Genomic DNA, 18,473 nt, shown 5'->3' with positions numbered 1-18,473 from the left:
CCGTTGCCGGCCGACTTCCACGGCTGAGCTACGGGTGGCGGGGTCGGGTGGCTGTTGATCGCCCGGCCGTGGCCAGCGCACCCTTCCTGGCGCCTGTTCATCGCCCGGCCATGGCCAGCGCACCCTTCCCAGCGCGGGAGGCAGCCGTATCCCGGAGCCGGGCCCGTAAAACGGCCGTAGTTGATCGTCCAGCACCCCAACGTGGCGGTATCGGGCCGCGAGCCGTAACCCAGGCCGGCAACGCCGAACCCGCCCCGGGCCGAGCGCCGCCCGACGGCAGGCAGACAGCCGTCCCGGGAGCCCGCCAGCCCTTGTCCGAAGTCCCTGATGCGGCTCATGGGTTCAGACCTCGACTGCGAAGGCTCTCTAGACACCTTGTACGGTCAGGGTCTGAGGCTGGTGGGGATAGCCATGTCCCGGACCGCCTGATCTGATCGCCCAGCCGTGGGCGGTGAACCCTTCCGCGGGCTGTTGATCGCCCAGCCGTGGCCGGTGAACCCTTCCTCGGGCTGTTGATCGCCCAGCTGTGGCAGGCGGACCCTTCCCCGGACTGCCTGATCGCCCAGCCTTGGGCGGCGAACCCTTTACCGGGCCGGAGGCAGCGATATCCCGGAGCCGGGCTCCGAAAACGGCCGTAGTTGATCGTCCAGCACCGGCGCGCGGCGGTAGCCGACCCCGCGATTCCGGAGCCCACGACGGTGACGCCAGGCCATCAGCCGGCCGAGCGCCATCACGGCTCAGACGGATGCGGCTGACGGGCCGGGAACCTCAACCGCGAAAGCTCTCTAGTTCATCGTCGTCGGCGTAGAGCACGGCAATGGCCCGCGCCAGGTCGCAGGCCGGATCGTGTTGCCAGTCATCGTCGTGGATCACGCGGGTCCACGCGGTGAATTCATCCGCGTCGCAGATGAGTAGCGGCCCGCCTTCGCTGCCGGCCCTGCTGATCCAGCTGTGAAGCATGTCGATCGTGGCGGCACCGTACCGGCGCGGCGATGAACTTCCACGCACGGATGGGGCCGGCGGCCACGCGAAACGGCGCGCAGAAGGCCAGCGGCGACGCGAAATCGGCGGATGAGAAGGTCAGCGGCCACGCGACGACGTCGATGAGTGGTCAGCGGCTGCGCGAAACCGGCGGGCGGACGGTGGCTGCGTCTGAGCGGCAGGCGGTCAGCGGCTGCGTGGGAGCGGCGGGCCGTGGTGGGCCGGCCGGCCAGGCAGGCGGTGCTCGGCGGTGTAGAGCGCCTCGGTCACCAGGCGGCGCACGTGGTCGTCGGCCAGGGTGTACACCTGGCGGCGGCCCTCCCGGCGAACCCTCGTCACCCCGGCCAGGCGGAGTTTGCCCAGGTGCTGGGAGACGGCGGGACGGGCGGCTCCGACGGCTTCGGTCAGTGTCGTCACGTCCTGTTCGCCGTCCAGCAGGCAGGCCGCCAGGCGCAGCCGAGTGGGGTCGGAAAGCATCGCCAACAGGGTGGTTGCTGCCTCGATCACGTCGTCGCCCACCGCTTGTTTCTGCAGGTCACTGGCATTTGCAACGTTGTCGCGTGCGCGCATGAGCACATATTATGCCGACCATGGGCCATCACGCACACCACGGCCACGAGCACCAGCCGGACCACGAGCACGAGCCGGACCACCAGCACGAGCCGGACCACCAGCACGAGCCGGACCACCAGCACGAGCCGGACCACCAGCACGAGCCGGACCACCAGCACGAGCCGGACCACCAGCACGAGCATGGGCGGCACGGGCACAAGCACGCAGGCGGCAACAACCGGCTGCGGCACCTGTTCACTCCGCATTCGCACGACAGCGCCGACAAGGTCGACAGCGCTCTCGAGTCGTCGCGGGACGGGTTGAGGGCCCTGTGGATCTCGCTGGTGGCGCTCGGCGTCACCGCGCTTCTGCAGGCGCTGATCGTGGTGCTCTCCGGTTCGGTGGCGCTGCTCGGCGACACCCTGCACAACGTGGCCGACGCACTCACCGCCGTACCGCTGGGGATCGCCTTCATCCTGGGCCGGCGGGCCGCCACCAGGGCGTACACCTATGGTTTCGGTCGTGCCGAGGATCTCGCCGGCATCGTCATCGTCCTGGTGATCGCCGGATCGGCGGTGGCGGCCGGATGGTTCGCGGTGGACCGGCTGCTGAGCCCGCGCACGATGACGCACCTGCCGTGGGTGTTCGCGGCGGGGCTGATCGGGTTCGCCGGCAACGAGCTGGTCGCCCGCTACCGGATCACCGTGGGCCGGAGGATCGGGTCGGCCGCGCTGGTCGCCGACGGGCTGCACGCGCGGACCGACGGGTTCACGTCGCTCGCCGTGGTCCTGGCGGCGGCGGGAACCGGGCTGGGCTGGGGCTGGGCCGACCCGGTGGTCGGCCTGGTCATCACGGTGGCGATCCTGTTCGTGCTCAAGGACGCCGCCCGCGAGGTCTACCACCGGCTGATGGACCGGGTCGACCCGGCGATCGTCGAGCGGGCCGAACGGGAGCTGCGCGCGGTTCCCGGCATCCACGACGTGTCCGCGCTGCGGATGCGCTGGATCGGTCACCGGCTGCACGCGGAGGCCGGCATCGTCGTCGACTCGGGGCTGACACTGATCGCCGCGCACGAGATCGCCGCGGACGCCGAGCACCAGCTGACCCATCATGTGCCCCGGCTGACCGGCGCGACGGTGCACGTCGACCCGGACAGTCATCCGGGCGACCGGCACCACGGTGAGCTGTCCCACGCGCGGCGCCGGTGAATCGTCAGGCGGGGGTCACCCGGTACACGGCGTTGGCGTGGTCGTCGCTGACGTAGAGGGCGCCGTCCGGGCCCTGGACCGCCATCACCGGACGGCCCCAGCGGGAGCCGTCCTCGTTCTGGAAGCCTCCGAGCAGGGTCTGCTGCGCGCCGAGGGCGCCGTTTCGCCAGGCGAAGAACGAGACCTCCGGCGGGCGGGGCGGGTTGCGGTTCCACGAGCCGTGGATGCCCACGAGCGCGCCCGGTCCGTACGCCCCGGGCAGGCCCGGATCGGTGACGAAGCTGAGCCCGAGCGGCGCCGAGTGCGCGCCCATGCCCTGCTCGATCGGGGCCAGCTTGCCGCAGTCGAGTTTCGCGCCGTCGGCGTTCATCTGGATGTCGCGGACGAACGGCCGCCCGGTGTAGTTCAGCGGTGAGCCCGGGTCGCCGGGTTCGACGTCGGCCTCGGAGTTGCAGTACGGCCAGCCCAGGTCACGGCCCTGCGTCAGCCGGGCGAGCTGCTCCATCGGGTGGTCGTTGACGTACTTCTGCATCACCTTGCCGGCATCGGAGTCGCCGTCACCGTCGTAGTCCTTGGCGTACGGGAATTCGATGTTGTCCCGGTGGTTGACGGCGGTCCACACGGCGCCGTCGGGGTCGATCGCGAGCCCGGTGCCGTTGCGGACCCCGCGGGCGAACGTGGTCGCCTCGCCCCCGCCGGAGGGCGCCCGCAGGATGCTCGCCCGCTCCGGGGAGGCCTCGCGGTCCTCGGCCGACACGTTGCCGGTCGATCCGACCGAGACGTAGATGCTGCCGTCCTCACCGATCGCGACGCTCTTGAGCGCGTGCGAGTACGCGCCGCGCAGCTCAGGGCTCTTGGCGTCGGGCAGCCCGTCGATCACGACCTTGCGGCCGGAGACCTCGCCGGACTTGTACGTGTAGGCGTTGACCTGATCACTCTCGGCCACGTAGAGGGTGTCGCCGTCGAAGTCGAGCCCGTGCGGCTGGTTGAGCCCGCTGAGCAGGGTGCGCTGCGCCGGGACGGTGTCGCCGGCGCCGGGGGTGAGCGCGATGACGTCGCCGAACTTGGGTCGCGACACGAGCAGCTGCCCGTCCGGGGTCCAGGCGAGCAGGCGCGCCTTGTCGATGCGGGCCCACACGGTGACCGTCCACCCGGGCGGGGCCTGCACCTTCCGCTCGGAGTCGAACGGGCCGGCACCCGTGCCGCCGAGGACGCGCACGGTGGTCGGCACCAGGTCCGGGACCTTCTCCGCGGCCGACGCCGCGGGTGCGGGCGCCGCCGGAGGCACCGGGACACCACGCTCCTCAGCCGTGCAGGCACCCAGGGTGAACAGCAGGCTCGTGGTCAGCACACCGCGCGTCACAGTTCTCACCGGTGCATCTCTACCCACCCGCGGGCCGGGCCGCAACCCGGCGCACCCGAAGAAGGGTGTTCGGAGCCGCCCCCGGCGCGGATGGGTCGAAGTCGGTAAGGCGACAACCGCCCATCCGCGCGGCTCACCGCCACGAATCCGGAGCCGAGAACCCATCATCGGCACGGAAGGAACGACCATGACGGTCAACCCGAAGACCCCGGGGACCCGCCGTCGGCGGACAGCGGCAGTGCTCGGCGTGGGCGCGCTGCTCCTCGGGTCGCTCTACGGCCTCGGGCCGGGAGCAGCGACCGCGTCCAGTCACCGGGAGGCGCCGCTCATCGCCGCCGACCCGGCCGTCGACAACACCGACCTGTACGCGTTCGTCAGCCCCGAACGACCCGGTTACGTCACCTTCATCGCGAACTGGCAGCCGTTCTCGGAGCCCAACGGCGGGCCCAACTTCTACCCGTTCGCGACCGACGCGACGTACCACATCAAGATCGACAACGACGGCGACGCGAAGCCGGACGCCGAGTTCCGCTGGAGGTTCAAGAACGTCGACAAGCGGGGCAGCAGCACCTTCCTCTACAACAACGGCCCGGTCACCTCGCTCGACGACGAGAACCTGCTGTTCAGGCAGACCTACTCGCTGGAGTCGTCGTTCGGCGGCGCGGACTTCAAGACCCGCGTGCAGGGCGCCCCGGTCGCGCCGTCCCGCGTCGGCGCGGCGTCCATGCCGGACTACCAGACGCTGCGCGACCAGGCCGTACAGACGCTGCCGGGCGGCTGGAAGATCTTCGCGGGCCAGGCCGACGACCCGTTCTTCCTCGACCTGAACGTCTTCGACCTGCTGTACGGCGGTGACCTCTCGGAGACCGGGCAGGACACCGTCGCCGGCTACAACGTCAACACGATCGCGCTGCAGGTGCCGTTCAAGGACGTGGCGCTGGGGGCCGACGCCGGCCGCAACCCGGTGATCGGCGTCTGGTCGACCACCGAGCGCAACCGGGTCCGGATCACCGGCGGCGGCCAGTCCGGCGGCAAGGTCCAGGTGTCGAGGCTCGGCAACCCGCTGATCAACGAGGTCATCGTGCCGGCCGGTCTCAAAGACACCTTCAATGCCAATCCTCCGGTACGCGACGCGAAGATCCCGGCCCTGGTGAAGCGGGTCCTCGAACCCGAGGTGCCGAAGCTGATCGAGGCCATCTACAAGATCCCGGCGCCTGCCACACCGCGCAACGACCTCAGTGAGATCTTCCTGACCGGCATCACCACCAAGGCGAACGGTCCCATCAAGGCCGATCTCAACTCGCAGCTCGACAACGCCGACGTGAACCCGTCGAAGTTCCAGCCGGCCGAGGTGCTGCGGCTCAACCTGTCCGTTCCGGTCACCGGCCGGCCGAACCGGCTGGGTGTCCTCGCCGGCGACCTGCAGGGCTTCCCGAACGGACGAAGGCTCACCGACGACGTCGTCGACATCGAGCTTCAAGCCCTCGTGGGTGCGGCGCAGACCGGCAAGCTCGTCGACGCGCTCGCCGCCGGTGACGCCGTGGACGACAACGACCAGCAGTTCGGGGCGGAGTTCCCGTACGTCGCGCTGCCCAACGGCGTGCCGGTGAACAGCGCGGGAGCGGTGCAGAAGGCCGCCGCGGGCACCCCGGCCAAGCCCAGCGGCCTGACCGGCGACGCGACGCCCGCCGACCGCCCGGACACCGTGCCCGTCGCGTACATGACCGGGGCCTCGGGTCTGGCCGTCGTGATCGCCCTGGCCAGCCTGTTCGTCTTCCTGCGACGCCGTCGGCGCACCGTGGCCACGGCACCGCGGCCCTACACCGATCAGGACCCGACCCTCCGGCTCTGACCGCATCCGGGCGGGCGCCCCCGGGCACCCGCCCACCCCTTTTTCCGGGAAGGACCATCATGCGACGCACCCTTGTCCGGCTGGGTCTGGCCGCTGTGCTCGCCGCCGCCCTGCTCGCGGCCGCGGCCCTGCTGACCTGGCCGCGTCCGGCTCCATCCACCGCTCCGGCCGTCGCGGGTCAGCGGCCCGCGGACACGCTGGCCGCCCGGATCACCCGGACCCAGCAGCAGCTGCGCGACGTGCCCGGCGACTGGCCGTCGTGGGCCGCGCTCGGCGCGGCCTACCTCGAACAGGCCCGGATCACCGCCGACCCCGGCCTGTATCCCAAGGCCGGGCAGGCCGCCCGGCAGTCGCTCACGCTGCGTTCCGACGGCAACAGCGAGGCGCTCGTGGTGCTCGGCGCGCTCGCCAACGCCCGGCACGACTTCACCGGCGCCCGCGACCAGGCACTCTCGGCGATCAAGAGCAACGACCACGACGCCGACGCGTACGGGGTGCTCGCCGACGCCCTGACCCAGCTCGGCGACGCGTCCGGGGCGACCGACGCGGTCCAGCGCATGCTCGACCTGCGGCCGGGCCTTCCCTCGTACGCCCGCGCCTCTTATGACCTTGAACTTCGCGGCCGGACCGGCGAGGCGGAAGCCCTCATGCGGCAGGCCCTCGATGCCGCCGCCGACCCGCACGACCGGGCGTTCTGCCACACGCAACTCGGCGACCTCGCGTTCGGCCGGGGCGATCTGGTGACCGCCGGGACCGCATACACGGCGGCGCTCGCCGACGATCCGGCCTCACACGGCGCTCAGCACGGGATGGCCAGGATCGATGCCGCCCGCGGCGACCTTCCGGCGGCCCTCACCCGATACGCCGACCTCACCGCACGTGTTCCCGCGACCTCAACCATCCTGGAGTACGGCCACGCGCTCCGCCTCGCGGGCCGCGACACCGAGGCCGCCGCACAGTTGGCGCTGGCCACCGCCGCGGAACAGCTGTTCACCGCGAACGGTGGCACGGACCGGCTCGCTGCCGCCGAACTGGCACTGGCCGCCGGCCGCCCCGAGGAAGCCGTGACCGCCGCCCGAGCCGAATGGGCCGCCCGCCGGCACCCTGACGTCGCCGACATGCTGGCCTGGTCGCTGCACACCGCCGGCCGCGACGCGGAAGCCCTGCCCTACGCCGAACGGGCGGTGGCCGGCGGCGCGCGGTCAGCGGTCTACGCGTACCACCTCGGCATGATCCGTCTCGGTCTCGGACAGCACGACGCCGCCCGCACCGACTTCGAGCGGGCGCTCACCACCAACCCGTACTTCTCCCCCACCGACGCCGACACCGCCCGCCGGGCCCTGGCCGGCCTGCCCGCACCCGGAGATGCCCGATGACCCGCACCCGCACCCGGCGACACGTCGTCATGAAAGCCGCCGCCCGTGGCCGGTGGGCCGTCGCGGTCATGGCCGTCACCGTTGCGGCAGGTTTGCTCGCCTGGCCGGCGACACCGGCGGCCGCGCATCCGCGCGGGAACTTCTCCGTCAATCAGTACGCCGGGCTGGCCCTGCATCCGGACCGGGTCGACGTGGCCGCGGTCGTCGACGTGGCCGAGATCCCGACGGTGCAGGACCGGGCGCGGGCCGACAGCGACGGGAACGGCACGTTGTCGCAGGTGGAGCGGGACGGATACGCCGCGGCGGAGTGCGCCCGGCTCGCCGGGGGCTTCGCGGCCACGGTGGACGGGCACCGGCTCGGGTGGACGATCAGCGGGCCGGTCTACGAGGTGCTGCCCGGTACCGGCGGACTGTCCACGAGCAGGCTCGACTGCCGGCTCAGCGCGCCGGCCCGGCTGGACGGGCCGGCCGAGGTCCGCGTGGACAACGGGTACCGCATCGACCGGGTCGGCTGGCGGGAGATCACCGCGGCCGGGAACGGTGTGGTCGTCGACGGGTCGACGGTTCCGGAGGCGAGCGTTTCGGGACAGCTAAGGTCGTACCCCACTGATCTTCTGTCCTCGGCCCCGGACGTGCGGACCGCGACCATCCGGGTCGGCGGCGCCTCCGGACCGGAAGCCCTGGCAGGGACCTCGCCCGCCGTCGGGCCGGGCGCGTTCGAGGCCGGGCCGGAGTGGCTCGCGTCGGCGCAGGGCCGCGTCGAGGCCGCACTCGGCGGACGGCTCACACCGCTGGTGATCGGGCTGGCGTTCCTGCTGGCGCTGGTGCTCGGGGCAGGCCACGCGGTCCTGCCCGGACACGGCAAGACGGTGATGGCCGCCTACTTCGCCGGCCGGCAGGGCCGGGTACGTGACGCGTTCGCCGTCGGCGGCGCGGTCACCGTCGCCCACACCGGCACGGTCCTGGTCCTGGGCCTGCTGCTCAGCACATCGACCGCCATGGCCGGTGAGCGGGTGCTCACCGTGCTCGGCGTGGTCAGCGGCGTGCTCGTGGTCCTGGTGGGAGTCGCCATGCTGGTCTCGGCGCGCCGGGCCCGGGCGGCGGGCCGGCAGGGCGAGATCGGCGCCGTTTCCGGCTTCGCCGCCCACACCCACGACCACCGATCCACTCACCACGACCGGTCGCACAGCCACGCCGGTCACGTGCACCACGAACACGACCAGGCGCTGAGGCACGTCGGCGGCGGGCATGGGCATGACCGTCCACACCACCACCGTCCCCGGGAGCACGAGCACGACCACGCGCCGGGTCCGGACGGCCGAGCGGGCGGAGGTGGCCGCAACCGGCGGCGAAGGCTCGGACTGGCGGGCATCGGCCTCGCCGGTGGCCTGGTGCCCAGTCCGTCCGCGCTGGTGGTACTGCTGGGAGCGATCGGCCTGGGACGCGCCGGACTCGGCGTGGCTCTCGTCATCGCCTACGGCGTCGGGATGGCCGCCACCCTGACCGCGGTAGGCCTGCTGCTGGTCGTCCTCCGGCACCGCCTGGCCGGTCTCGCCGCCCGAGCCGGCCGGGCCGGCGCGCTGGGCAGGCACCTGTCCGGCCTGACCCGCCGGGTCGCCGCCGGAACACCGACCGCCACAGCCGCGCTCGTGATGGTCGTCGGTCTGGGCATCGGCTTCCGAGCGATCGCCTGAGGGTCAACGAGATCCGATGTCCGCACCGCACGAGCCCAGGAACGCACTCGAATCCAAGGGGCGGGGCCAGGCCGAACCGAACCGGGCCAAGCCAGGCCGGCCGAGGCGGGCCGAGATGTGTTACCGACCGCATAACGTCTGGTAACAGCCGGCAATCGGGCCGGTGAGGGCAGGTTAGCCTTCGAAGATGATCCACCGTCTTCCGGGTGGCCGGTGATCGGCACGCAGCGCACGACACGGCGCGGCGATCTGCCGCTGCCCGTGCCGCGCCGGGCGCCCGATTCGGCGGCCGCGGTTCTGCGGGCGGTTCTCGATCACGGGCCGATCGCCCGGAGCTCGATCGCGCGGGTGACCCGGCTGTCGGCGGCGACGGTCAGCGGTGTGACGGCGGTGCTGATGGATCAGGGGCTCGTCCGTGAGGCGCCGGAGGCGGTGAACCGGCCCGGTATCGGGCGCCCGCACGTGCCGCTCGATGTGGACGCCGACTCGGTGGCGATCGTCGGGGTGCACATCGCGGTTCCCCGGGCCACGGTCGCGTTGCTCGATCTGCGGGGCCGGGTGATCGTGCAGCGTCAGGATCCGCATGGGCGGCGTGATCCGGCCGGGGTGCTGGAGGCGCTCGCCACCACGATCGCGGAGGTTCGCCGGGAGCACGGCCGGTGGCGGCGGATGCTGGGTGTGGGGCTGGCGACGGGTGGCTGGGTGGACGCGGCCGGCGGCCGGGTGGTCGAGCATCCGGCGCTGGGCTGGCGTGATGTGCCGGTGTGCGCGACGCTCGCCGAGGCGACGGGGCTGCCGGTACGCGCGGACAGCAACTCGAGGGCCCTGCTGCGCGCGGAGCAGTTGCTCGGGGCCGTCGCGGATCGGGCGCGGCAGAGCGCCGTACACATGTTCGTCGGGAATGTTGTCGATGTTGCTTTTGCCACCGGTGGCGTGGTGCATCAGGGACCGCGGTCGGCCGCCGGGTCGGTGGCGCATCTGCCGGTGGACGGGTGTGACCTGCCGTGCTCATGCGGCCGGGTCGGGTGTCTGCAGGCGGCGGTCGGCGAGAAGGCGCTGGTACGCCGTGCGCTGGCGGACGGTTTGATCGACCGGCCGGAGATCGGGGCGCTCGTGGACGCGGCCCTGGCCGGGAGCGTCGGGGCGCTGGCGTTGCTGCAGGAGCGGGCGCGCCTGGTGGGCCGGGCGGCGGCGCTGCTGCTGGATCTGTTCGATCCGGAGGTTCTCGTGGTCGCGGAGGCGGGCGTGAACCGGGTTCCCGAATGTCTCGCGACACTGCGCGCCGAGGTCGAGTCGGCGTCGTCGGCGGGTGCCGACGTCACGGCGACGGTGTACTCCTCGAGCTTCCCGACCAGTGTGCTGGCGGTGGCCGGCGGAGCGGTCGCGCTCGATCGCGTGTACGCCAGCAACTGATCTACCTGGGCTTACTTATTTCAGTGGGGCGCAATATTGCCTCTTAAACCTAGCGGCATAGTATGAATTGCGAGAAGAACGGAGTCTCGCATGACCATCATCGTCTCCAGGTCGTCAACGGTCGACGCAGCACTGTTCCGTCAGGTGTTCCGCCGCCACGCCGCGGGCGTCGCCATCGTGACCGCCGACGCCGGCCGCGGCGCCGCCGGCGTCACCGTCACCTCGCTGGCCTCGCTGTCGGCCGACCCGCCGCTGCTGTCGTTCAGCATCAACGCCACCGCCTCGGCCTGGGAGCACCTGCGCGACGCCGACACCGCTGTCGTGCACCTGCTGGGCGCCGAGCACACCGAGGTGGCGCGGATTTTCGCCACCAGCGGCATCGACCGGTTCGGCGCGCCGACGCGCTGGGGCCGGCTGCCCACCGGCGAGCCGGTCCTGGACGACGCCGCGGCCTGGCTGCGGGTGTCCATCGAGCACCGGCACCCGGCCGGCAACTCACACCTGGTCATCGGGCGGGTCGAGGAGGCCGGTCTCGCCGAGCACGGCGCTCCCCTGCTCTATCACGACGGCAGCTTCCACGCCCTCTAGCGAAACGAAACCCGGCAGAAGAGGAAGACCCATGATGCGTACGTCCCGTCAAGCTCTGACAGCCGTGCTGGCCACGGTCCTGGCCACCACAGCGGCGTGCGGTAGCGGCGAGGAGGCCGCCACCAAGCTGGAGCTGTCCGCCGCGCTGCCGGACAGGGTGCCCAGCGGCGCCACGCTGCGTCTCGGCGACCCGCAGCTCCAGGCGCTGATCGGGGCGTCGGGTCTGGACTCCGAACTCGACGACGCCGGCATCACGATCGAGTGGGCGAACATCAGCGGCGGCCCGCAGAGCATCCAGGCTTTCCGGGCCGACAAGCTCGACTGCGCCTCGGTGGCCGACATCCCGTCGCTGTTCGCGGCGTGGACCGGCACCTCCACGAAGATCGTGTTCCAGTCGGTGACGGTCGATCCGCTCGAGCACCCGATCTACAAGCTCGGCGTCGCGCCCGGGGTGGGCGTCGCCTCGCTGGCCGACCTTCGCGGCAAGAAGATCGCCTACAGCGCCGGCCAGGCGCAGGGCGCGCTGGTGCTGCGGGTGCTGCAGAAGGCCGGCCTGACCCAGAAGGACGTGCAGCTGGTCGAGCTGACCAGCACCGGCGACTCCTACGTGACGGCGCTGGGCAGCAAGGCCGTCGACGTGGCACCGATCGGGGCGCAGAACGTCAAGCTGTACGAGGCGAAGTACCCGGGCGCGACCTCGATCTCCACCGGGATCCGCGACGACGCCTCCACGCTGTACTGCCTGACCTCCGCCGTGGAGGACGCGAACAAAGCCGCTGCTCTCAAGGTGTACGTGGCCGTACGGACGAAGGCTCTTCTCTGGTCGAACGACCACCCGGACGAGTTCGCGAAGGCCTACTACCAGGACACGCAGGGTTTGAGCGAGAAGGACGCCAAGGCCGTCGTGGAGATCAACGGCGACAAGGCCATCCCGGCGACCTGGGACGCGGCGATCACCCGCCTGCAGGAGACCGCCGACCTGCTCGCCAAGGAGCAGAACCACGACAAGCTCGACGTGAACACGCTGATCGACCGCCGTTTCGAGGAGGTGCAGGCGGACGCCGCCGGTGCCGCCGTCGTCACAGGTGATGCCGCATGACCACCACCCTGCACACCACGCCGGTCGCCGTCGACGACAAGGGCGACGCCAGCGACAAGCGGGTCGTACGCCGTCGTCTCGGTCCCGGCCGTCGCATCCGGTTCGCGTTCTGGATCGGTCCGGTCCTCGCCCTCACGGTCTGGAGCATCGGCTCGGCGACCGGGGTGATCAAGCCGGCCATCCTGTCCGCGCCGTGGGACGTGGTGGTCGCCTTCGAGGACCAGTGGGTCAACCACGATCTGCTCGGCAACATCCTGTCGTCGCTGCAGCGGTCCGCGATCGGCCTCTTCCTGGGCGTCACGACCGGCGCGGTGCTCGCGGTGATCTCGGGCCTGTCCCGGATCGGTGAGTCGCTGATCGACGGCCCGATCCAGATCAAGCGGTCGGTGCCGACGCTCGCGATCATCCCGCTGTTCATCGCCTGGTTCGGCATCGGCCAGGAGATGAAGATCATCACGATCGCGCTGATCAGCCTCGTCCCGATCTACATCCACACGCACAACGGGTTGCGCAGCATCGACGGCAAGTACGCCGAACTGGCCGAGACGATCGGCATCAGCCACGGCGAGTTCATCAGGCACATCGTGCTCCCCGGCGCGCTGCCCGGCTTCCTGCTCGGCATGCGGTTCGCGGTGACGTCGTCGCTGCTCGGCCTCGTGGTCGTCGAGCAGTACAACGCGGTCGCCGGCATCGGTCACATGATCACCCTGGCCGAGCAGTACGGGCAGACCGACGTGATCGTCGTCGGCCTGGTCATCTACGGCATCTTCGGCTACTGCGCCGACAGCGCCGTCCGTCTCACGGCAAGGAGGGTGCTCGCATGGCGCAAGACACTCGAGGGCTGACGACGACCGTCGAGCCCGCGGTACGGGTCCGCAACCTGCACCGGAGCTTCAACGAGAACGGCGGTGTCCTCAACGGCCTCGACCTGGACATCGCGCCGGGTGAGTTCGTGGCCCTGATCGGCCGCTCCGGCACCGGCAAGAGCACCCTGCTGCGGGCGCTGGCCGGGCTGGACCGCGACGTCGCCGGACACGGGCAGATCGAGGTGCCGGAGTCGGTGTCGGTGGTGTTCCAGGACTCCCGCCTGCTGCCCTGGAAGCGGGTCCTGGACAACGTGACCTTCGGATTGCGCGGCCCGGACGCCGGGGAGCGCGGCCGCAAGGCGCTGGAGGAGGTGGGTCTGGCCGGGCGGGAGAGGTCCTGGCCGTACGAGCTGTCCGGCGGTGAGCAGCAGCGGGCCTCGCTGGCCCGGTCGCTGGTCCGGGAGCCGGAGCTGCTTCTCGCCGACGAGCCGTTCGGTGCGCTGGACGCGCTGACCCGGATCCGGATGCACGCCCTGCTGCGCAAGCTGTGCGAGGCCCACCGGCCGGCCGTGCTGCTGGTCACCCACGACGTCGACGAGGCGATCGTGCTCGCTGACCGGGTGATCCTGCTCGACGCCGGGGTGGTGCACACGGACGTACGCGTGGATCTGGCGAACCGGTCCCGCTCGGATGCGGGCTTCGCCGAGCTGCGGTCGCTGCTGCTCGACCGACTGGGGGTGGACAGTGAGTAGGAAGCTGCACCTCAACGCGTTCCTCATGAGCGTCGGCCACCACGAGGCGTCGTGGCGGCTGCCGGAGAGCGACCCGCACGCCAGCTGGAACGTGAAGCACTTCCAGGAGCTGGCCCGGATCGCCGAGCGCGGCAAGCTCGACTCGATCTTCTTCGCCGACAGCCCGGTGCTGCAGGGCGATCCCGGGCGGCGGCCGGCCGGCAAGCTGGAGCCGACCGTGCTGCTGACCGCCCTGGCCGCGGTGACCGAGCACATCGGCCTGATCGCGACGGCGTCCACGTCGTACAACGAGCCCTACAACCTGGCCCGCCGGTTCGCCTCGGTGGATCACGTGTCGGGTGGCCGGGCCGGCTGGAACATCGTGACCACCGCCGGAGCGGACGCGGCCCGCAACTTCGGCCTGGACGACGTGCCGCTGCACGCCGACCGCTACGAGCGGGCCGCCGAGTTCGTCGAGGTCGCCACGAAACTGTGGGACAGCTGGGCCGACGACGCGGTGCTCGCCGACAAGGAGGCGGGTGTCCACGCCGACGCCGCGAAGGTCCGCGCGATCAATCATCGGGGGCGGTACTTCCGGGTCGACGGGCCGCTGAACGTGCCGCGCTCGCCGCAGGGCTACCCGCTGCTGGTGCAGGCCGGATCGTCGGAGGACGGCAGGCAGTTCGCGGCCCGGTTCGCCGAGGCGGTGTTCACCGCGCAGCAGACGCTCGGCGAGGCGCAGGACTTCTACCGCGACCTCAAGCAGCGGGCGGCGGCGCTCGGCCGCGATCCGGACGGCGTCAAGATCCTGCCCGGCATCGTGCCGGTCATCGGCGACACGGTCGGCGAGGCGCGGGAACTCGACGCCGAACTGGAGAGGCTGATCTCCCCGGAGTACGCGAAACGACAGCTCGCCGAACGCTTCAACCTCGACCCCGACGACCTCGACCTGGACGGGCCGCTCCCGGCGGACCTGCCGACCGAGGACGAGATCGAAGGCGCGAAGAGCCGCTACACCCTCATCGTCGACCTGGCCCGGCGCGAGAACCTGACCGTGCGCCAGCTGATCGGCCGGCTCGGCGGCGGCCGTGGGCATCGGACCTTCGCCGGTACGCCGGTGCAGGTGGCCGACACGATCGAGGAGTGGTTCGGCTCGGGCGCCGCCGACGGCTTCAACATCATGCCGGCGGTCCTGCCGTCCGGCCTCGTCGCCTTCGTCGAGAAGGTCGTCCCGATCCTGCGGGAACGTGGCCTCTTCCGTGCCGAGTACACCGGCACGACCCTGCGTGAGCACTACGGACTCCCCCGCCCCGCCAACCGCCTGGAGCTGAGCAAGGTATGACCCGGCAGCTGCACTTCAACCTGTTCCTGCACGACACCGGCCACCACGAGGCGTCGTGGCGGCTGCCGGAGAGTGATCCGCACGCCAACCTGTCGCTCGCCGCGCACCAGCACCTGACCCGGGTCGCCGAGGACGCCAAGTTCGACTCGGTGTTCCTGGCCGACAGCCCGGTGCTGTGGAGCGACCCGGGCCGGCGTCCGGCCGGCAAGCTGGAGCCGACGCTGCTCCTGGCCTCGCTGGCGGCCACGACGACCCGGATCGGCCTGATCGCGACCGCGTCGACGTCGTACAACGAGCCGTACAACCTGGCCCGCCGTTTCGCCTCGCTCGATCACCTGTCAGGTGGGCGGGCCGGATGGAACATCGTCACGACCGCCGGGGAGGCCGCGGCCCGCAACTTCGGGCTCGACGACCAGCCGCTGCACAAGAACCGGTACGAGCGGGCCGACGAGTTCCTGCAGGTCTCCACCAAGTTGTGGGACAGCTGGGCCGACGACGCGGTGCTCGCCGACAAGGAGGCCGGGGTCCACGCCGTCCGCGAGCGGGTCCGGTCCATCGGTCACGAGGGACGGTACTTCCGGGTCCAGGGTGCGCTGAACGTGCCGCGGTCGCCGCAGGGTTACCCGCTGCTGGTGCAGGCCGGCTCGTCGGAGAACGGCAAGGAGTTCGCCGCCAGGTGGGCCGAGGCGATCTTCGTGGCGCAGCCGACCCTGGTCGAGAGCCAGGCGTTCTACGCCGACATCAAGCGCCGGGCGGTGACGGCCGGCCGCGACCCCGATCATGTGGTCGTCCTGCCCGGCATCGTCCCGGTCATCGGCGACACCCTCGCCGAGGCGCGGGAACTGGACGCCGAACTCGAGCGGCTGATCTCGCCGGAGTTCGCGATCGGGACGCTGGCCACGGTTCTCGGGATCGACGCCGAGCGGCTCAAGCTGGACGAACTCCTGCCGGCCGACATCCCGGCAGAGGAGGAGATCGAGGGCCACAAGAGCCGCCGCACGCTCATCGTGGACTGGGCACGCCGGGACAACCTGACCGTGCGGCAGCTGATCGGCAAGCTCGGCGGCGGGCGCGGGCACCGCACCTTCACCGGTACGCCGGTGCAGGTCGCCGACACGATCCAGCACTACTTCGAGAACGGCGCCGCCGACGGCTTCAACATCATGCCGGCCGTGCTCCCGTCCGGGATCGAGGCGTTCGCCGCCAAGGTGGTGCCGATCCTGCAGGAGCGCGGCCTGTTCCGTACCGAGTACACCGGCACCACCCTGCGCGAGCACTACGGACTCCCCCGCCCCGCCAACAGCCTGCTCGAGGTGACCTCCCGATGACCGTTCCGCTTCGCCCGTTCGGCCGTACCGGCGTCAAGGTCAGCGCCCTCGCGCTGGGCACCATGATGTTCGGCGAGCGCGGCAACCCCGACCATGACGACAGCGTCCGGATCATCCACCGGGCGCTCGACGCCGGGATCAACCTGGTCGACACCGCCGACGTCTACAGCCAGGGCGAGTCCGAGGAGATCGTCGGCAAAGCCCTGGCCGGGCGACGCGACGAGGTCTTCCTGGCCACCAAGTTCCACGGACAGATCGGTACGGACCCCAACCACTTCGGCAATTCCCGGCGCTGGATCATCCGTGCCGTGGAGGACAGCCTGCGCCGGCTGCGGACCGACCACATCGACCTGTACCAGGTGCACCGGCCCGAGGAGGACACCGACTTCGACGAGACCCTCGGAGCGCTGTCCGACCTCGTGCACCAGGGCAAGGTCCGCTACATCGGCACGTCCACGTTCGAGCCGTCGGCGATCGTCGAGGGCCAGTGGATCGCCGCTCGCCGTAACAGGGAACGGGTCGTCTCGGAGCAGCCGCCGTACTCGATCCTGGCCCGCGGCGTCGAACGCGAGGTCCTGCCGATCGCCCAGAAGTACGGCCTCGCGGTGATCCCGTGGAGCCCTCTCGCGGGCGGCTGGCTGACCGGACGGTTCCGGGCCGGCGGAGCCCAGCCGGAGACCAGTCGCGGCGGCCGTCAGCCGGGCCGGTTCGAGATCGGCGCCCCGGAGAACGCCGCCAAGCTCGCGGCCGTCGAAGCCCTCGCGCTGCTGGCCGAGCAGTCCGGCCTGTCGCTGATCCACCTGGCGCTCGGGTTCGTCCTGGAGCATCCGGCGGTCACCGCGCCGATCATCGGCCCGCGCACGTTCGAGCAGCTCGAGGCCCAGCTCGACGCCGCGCAGGTGCGGCTCAGCCGGGACGTCCTCGACGAGATCGACAAGATCGTGCCGCCCGGCGTCACGCTGTCGTCGCGCGATCAGGGCTACCACCCGCCGGCACTCGAGCCGGCCCGGCGGCGGCGGAGCGCGGCATGAGCCACGAGTTCCTCTGGTACATCCCGAACACCGTCGAACCCGGCCATCGCGGCGACGACGCGGTCGACGGCTACGGCACCCTCGACCACAGCGTCGACCTCGCCGTCACCGCCGAGAAGCACGGCTGGTCGGGCGCGCTGATCGGCACCGGCTGGGGGCGGCCCGACACGTTCACGGTCGCGACCGCCCTGGCCGTGCGGACCACCACGTTCCGGCCACTCGCGGCGATCCGGCCCGGTTACTGGCAGCCCGCGCACTTCGCCAGCGCCGCGGCCACCCTCGACCGGCTCAGCGGCGGCCGGCTGCTGATCAACATCGTCAGTGGTCAGGACAATCTGGCCGCCTACGGCGACGTCGAGGGCGATCAGGCCCAGCGCTACGCGCGGACGCGTGAGTTCATCCAGATCGCGCGCCGCCTCTGGACCGAGGAGAACGTGACGTACGAGGGGGAGCATTTCCGGGTCACCGGCTCGACCGTGACGCCTCGTCCGTACAACAATGGTCCCCGCCTCTATTTCGGTGGCGCCTCGCCCGCAGCCGAAAGGGTCTCCGCGACCGACGCCGACGTCCAGCTGTTCTGGGGTGAGCCGCTGGACGGCATCGCCGAGCGGATCGACCGCCTGCGCGGGCTGAGCACCGATCTCGGCCGTGAGCTGCCACCGCTGGAGTTCGGGCTGCGGATCACCACGCTGGTACGCGACACCAGCGACGAGGCGTGGCACGACGCCGAGGAGAAGGTCGCCGAACTGGCCCGCTACCACGAGACCCACGGCGACCCGCTGCGCCGCCGGGCCGTCGGCCAGCAGCGCCTGCTCGACCTAGCCGAACGCGGCGACGTCCTCGACTCGTGCCTCTACACGGCCCCCGGCCGGTACGGAGGAGGCGGCGCCGGAACGACGTGGCTGGTCGGATCGGCCGACGAGGTCGCGGCGGCGCTGCGCAAGTACGCCGACCTGGGCATCACACACTTCGTGCTCTCCGACACCCCGTACAAGCACGAGACGGCCCGCGTCGGCGACGCCCTGATCCCCCGGCTGACGTCCTGACAGCACAACCCGGGGATGGTCCACTGGTTCGACCAGGGCCATTCCCGGGGCCGTAGGGCACTC

General features: G+C 71.3%; 16 protein-coding genes. 13 read left to right on the top strand and 3 right to left on the bottom strand.

Annotated elements, in window-relative coordinates:
* Positions 1-768: 768 nt before the first annotated feature.
* Positions 769-960: a hypothetical protein gene (locus CLV67_RS24530; RefSeq protein WP_106322268.1), complete on the bottom strand. Its 192-nt coding sequence runs from the start codon at positions 958-960 to the stop codon at positions 769-771.
* Positions 961-1,167: 207 nt separating this feature from the next.
* Positions 1,168-1,551 carry an ArsR/SmtB family transcription factor gene (locus tag CLV67_RS24525; RefSeq protein ID WP_106322266.1) on the bottom strand — a complete coding sequence of 128 codons (384 nt, stop codon included), beginning with the start codon at positions 1,549-1,551 and terminating at the stop codon, positions 1,168-1,170.
* Positions 1,552-1,571: 20 nt separating this feature from the next.
* On the opposite strand from CLV67_RS24525, the gene CLV67_RS24520 reads away from it, so the two are divergent.
* A complete protein-coding gene (locus tag CLV67_RS24520) occupies positions 1,572-2,741 on the top strand; it encodes a cation diffusion facilitator family transporter (RefSeq protein WP_249037961.1) in 1,170 nt (389 codons plus the stop codon).
* 4 nt (positions 2,742-2,745) lie between these two features.
* Here the strand turns inward: CLV67_RS24520 and CLV67_RS24515 are convergent, their stop codons facing one another.
* Positions 2,746-4,113, bottom strand: a complete 1,368-nt coding sequence (locus CLV67_RS24515; protein WP_106322264.1) for a PQQ-dependent sugar dehydrogenase — start codon at positions 4,111-4,113, stop codon at positions 2,746-2,748.
* 178 nt (positions 4,114-4,291) lie between these two features.
* Between CLV67_RS24515 and CLV67_RS24510 the strand changes: the two genes are divergently transcribed.
* The 12 genes from CLV67_RS24510 to CLV67_RS24455 all read left to right on the top strand — a co-directional run bounded on the left by CLV67_RS24510 (position 4,292) and on the right by CLV67_RS24455 (position 18,410).
* On the top strand, positions 4,292-5,956 hold the full coding sequence (locus CLV67_RS24510) for a DUF4331 domain-containing protein (protein WP_106322262.1): 1,665 nt from the start codon (positions 4,292-4,294) through the stop codon (positions 5,954-5,956).
* A 59-nt stretch (positions 5,957-6,015) separates the two neighbouring features.
* A complete protein-coding gene (locus tag CLV67_RS24505) occupies positions 6,016-7,332 on the top strand; it encodes a tetratricopeptide repeat protein (RefSeq protein WP_106322260.1) in 1,317 nt (438 codons plus the stop codon).
* Positions 7,329-9,026, top strand: coding sequence for a HoxN/HupN/NixA family nickel/cobalt transporter (locus tag CLV67_RS24500; RefSeq protein WP_203737111.1), 1,698 nt, complete (start codon positions 7,329-7,331; stop codon positions 9,024-9,026). Before CLV67_RS24505 ends, CLV67_RS24500 begins: the two co-directional genes overlap by 4 nt.
* Before the next feature lie 213 nt (positions 9,027-9,239).
* Complete coding sequence (locus tag CLV67_RS24495) at positions 9,240-10,439, top strand: ROK family transcriptional regulator (RefSeq protein ID WP_106322258.1); 1,200 nt, start codon at positions 9,240-9,242, stop codon at positions 10,437-10,439.
* 90 nt (positions 10,440-10,529) lie between these two features.
* On the top strand, positions 10,530-11,027 hold the full coding sequence (locus tag CLV67_RS24490; RefSeq protein WP_106322256.1) for a flavin reductase family protein: 498 nt from the start codon (positions 10,530-10,532) through the stop codon (positions 11,025-11,027).
* 31 nt (positions 11,028-11,058) lie between these two features.
* Entirely contained in the window at positions 11,059-12,126 is a 1,068-nt protein-coding gene (locus CLV67_RS24485) for an ABC transporter substrate-binding protein (protein WP_106322254.1), read from the top strand.
* Positions 12,123-12,971, top strand: coding sequence for an ABC transporter permease (locus tag CLV67_RS24480; protein WP_106322252.1), 849 nt, complete (start codon positions 12,123-12,125; stop codon positions 12,969-12,971). The genes CLV67_RS24485 and CLV67_RS24480 overlap by 4 nt, the downstream gene beginning before the upstream one ends.
* Complete coding sequence (locus CLV67_RS24475) at positions 12,947-13,684, top strand: ABC transporter ATP-binding protein (protein WP_106322250.1); 738 nt, start codon at positions 12,947-12,949, stop codon at positions 13,682-13,684. The genes CLV67_RS24480 and CLV67_RS24475 overlap by 25 nt, the downstream gene beginning before the upstream one ends.
* Positions 13,677-15,005 (top strand): LLM class flavin-dependent oxidoreductase, encoded by a 1,329-nt coding sequence (locus CLV67_RS24470; RefSeq protein WP_239166320.1) that lies wholly within the window; start codon positions 13,677-13,679, stop codon positions 15,003-15,005. Before CLV67_RS24475 ends, CLV67_RS24470 begins: the two co-directional genes overlap by 8 nt.
* The gene (locus CLV67_RS24465; RefSeq protein WP_106322246.1) at positions 15,002-16,333 is read left to right on the top strand and encodes an LLM class flavin-dependent oxidoreductase; all 1,332 of its coding nucleotides are present in this window, start codon (positions 15,002-15,004) and stop codon (positions 16,331-16,333) included. The genes CLV67_RS24470 and CLV67_RS24465 overlap by 4 nt, the downstream gene beginning before the upstream one ends.
* Positions 16,330-17,364: an aldo/keto reductase gene (locus CLV67_RS24460; protein WP_106322244.1), complete on the top strand. Its 1,035-nt coding sequence runs from the start codon at positions 16,330-16,332 to the stop codon at positions 17,362-17,364. Before CLV67_RS24465 ends, CLV67_RS24460 begins: the two co-directional genes overlap by 4 nt.
* Positions 17,361-18,410 (top strand): LLM class flavin-dependent oxidoreductase, encoded by a 1,050-nt coding sequence (locus CLV67_RS24455; protein WP_106322242.1) that lies wholly within the window; start codon positions 17,361-17,363, stop codon positions 18,408-18,410. The genes CLV67_RS24460 and CLV67_RS24455 overlap by 4 nt, the downstream gene beginning before the upstream one ends.
* Positions 18,411-18,473 lie beyond the last annotated feature (63 nt).

It is taken from the genome of Actinoplanes italicus, from assembly GCF_003001815.1.
Lineage (GTDB): Bacteria > Actinomycetota > Actinomycetes > Mycobacteriales > Micromonosporaceae > Actinoplanes > Actinoplanes italicus.
This window is presented reverse-complemented; position numbering and strand designations above follow the sequence as displayed.

Coding starts and splice junctions, on each gene's coding strand:
- CLV67_RS24505 (WP_106322260.1), top strand. CDS start 6,016: ATGCGACGCACCCTTGTCCGGCTGGGTCTGGCCGCTGTGCTCGCCGCC.
- CLV67_RS24490 (WP_106322256.1), top strand. CDS start 10,530: ATGACCATCATCGTCTCCAGGTCGTCAACGGTCGACGCAGCACTGTTC.
- CLV67_RS24475 (WP_106322250.1), top strand. CDS start 12,947: ATGGCGCAAGACACTCGAGGGCTGACGACGACCGTCGAGCCCGCGGTA.
- CLV67_RS24500 (WP_203737111.1), top strand. CDS start 7,329: ATGACCCGCACCCGCACCCGGCGACACGTCGTCATGAAAGCCGCCGCC.
- CLV67_RS24525 (WP_106322266.1), bottom strand. CDS start 1,551: ATGCGCGCACGCGACAACGTTGCAAATGCCAGTGACCTGCAGAAACAA.
- CLV67_RS24455 (WP_106322242.1), top strand. CDS start 17,361: ATGAGCCACGAGTTCCTCTGGTACATCCCGAACACCGTCGAACCCGGC.
- CLV67_RS24530 (WP_106322268.1), bottom strand. CDS start 960: ATGCTTCACAGCTGGATCAGCAGGGCCGGCAGCGAAGGCGGGCCGCTA.
- CLV67_RS24480 (WP_106322252.1), top strand. CDS start 12,123: ATGACCACCACCCTGCACACCACGCCGGTCGCCGTCGACGACAAGGGC.
- CLV67_RS24465 (WP_106322246.1), top strand. CDS start 15,002: ATGACCCGGCAGCTGCACTTCAACCTGTTCCTGCACGACACCGGCCAC.
- CLV67_RS24510 (WP_106322262.1), top strand. CDS start 4,292: ATGACGGTCAACCCGAAGACCCCGGGGACCCGCCGTCGGCGGACAGCG.
- CLV67_RS24460 (WP_106322244.1), top strand. CDS start 16,330: ATGACCGTTCCGCTTCGCCCGTTCGGCCGTACCGGCGTCAAGGTCAGC.
- CLV67_RS24520 (WP_249037961.1), top strand. CDS start 1,572: ATGGGCCATCACGCACACCACGGCCACGAGCACCAGCCGGACCACGAG.
- CLV67_RS24485 (WP_106322254.1), top strand. CDS start 11,059: ATGATGCGTACGTCCCGTCAAGCTCTGACAGCCGTGCTGGCCACGGTC.